The sequence below is a fragment of the Bartonella sp. AP65SXKL genome (assembly GCF_042195725.1).
GTDB lineage: Bacteria > Pseudomonadota > Alphaproteobacteria > Rhizobiales > Rhizobiaceae > Bartonella.
The window spans coordinates 1-789 of record NZ_JBHIOW010000086.1; the positions used below are offsets into that span (position 1 = coordinate 1).

Below are 789 nucleotides of genomic sequence, written 5' to 3' on the forward strand. Positions count from 1 at the left end.
AAAAGCTTGCGGAACATTTCAACGCCTGTAACCGTCGTCTTAGACGTTGGACGAATACCGATAATCTCGATTTCCTCTCCAACTTTAATAACACCACGCTCAACACGACCCGTAACAACGGTTCCACGACCCGAAATCGAAAACACATCCTCTATCGGCATCAAAAATGGTTGATCAACAGGACGTTCAGGGGTTGGAATATAATTATCAACTTCACTCATTAAAAGACGAACAGCATCTTCACCAATACTTTTATCCTTATCCTCAAGAGCTGCCAACGCAGAACCCTTAACAATTGGTATATCATCGCCTGGGAAATCATATTTGGATAAAAGTTCCCGAACCTCAAGCTCTACAAGCTCCAAAAGTTCTGCATCATCAACCTGATCAACTTTATTAAGAAAAACAACAATTGCCGGAACACCAACCTGACGTGCAAGCAAAATATGCTCACGTGTCTGAGGCATTGGGCCATCAGCTGCTGAAACAACCAAAATAGCACCATCCATCTGTGCTGCCCCTGTGATCATGTTTTTCACATAATCAGCGTGTCCTGGACAATCAACGTGCGCATAGTGACGATTTTCCGTTTCATACTCAACGTGTGCTGTAGAAATAGTAATTCCACGTGCACGTTCCTCTGGCGCAGCGTCAATTTGGTCATAAGCTTTAAATTCACCAAAATATTTCGTAATCGCTGCTGTCAACGAGGTCTTCCCATGATCAACGTGACCAATCGTACCAATATTAACATGCGGTTTTGTTCGTTCAAACTTGCTCTTCGCCATT

1 protein-coding gene is annotated in these 789 nt (G+C 43.2%); it reads right to left on the reverse strand.

Annotated features, from left to right (window positions below; all coding sequences use genetic code 11):
• Window positions 1–788: elongation factor Tu (locus ACFIMP_RS09810; protein WP_375678226.1), on the reverse strand; the 788-nt coding region annotated here is incomplete at its 3' end.
• Window position 789 lies beyond the last annotated feature (1 nt).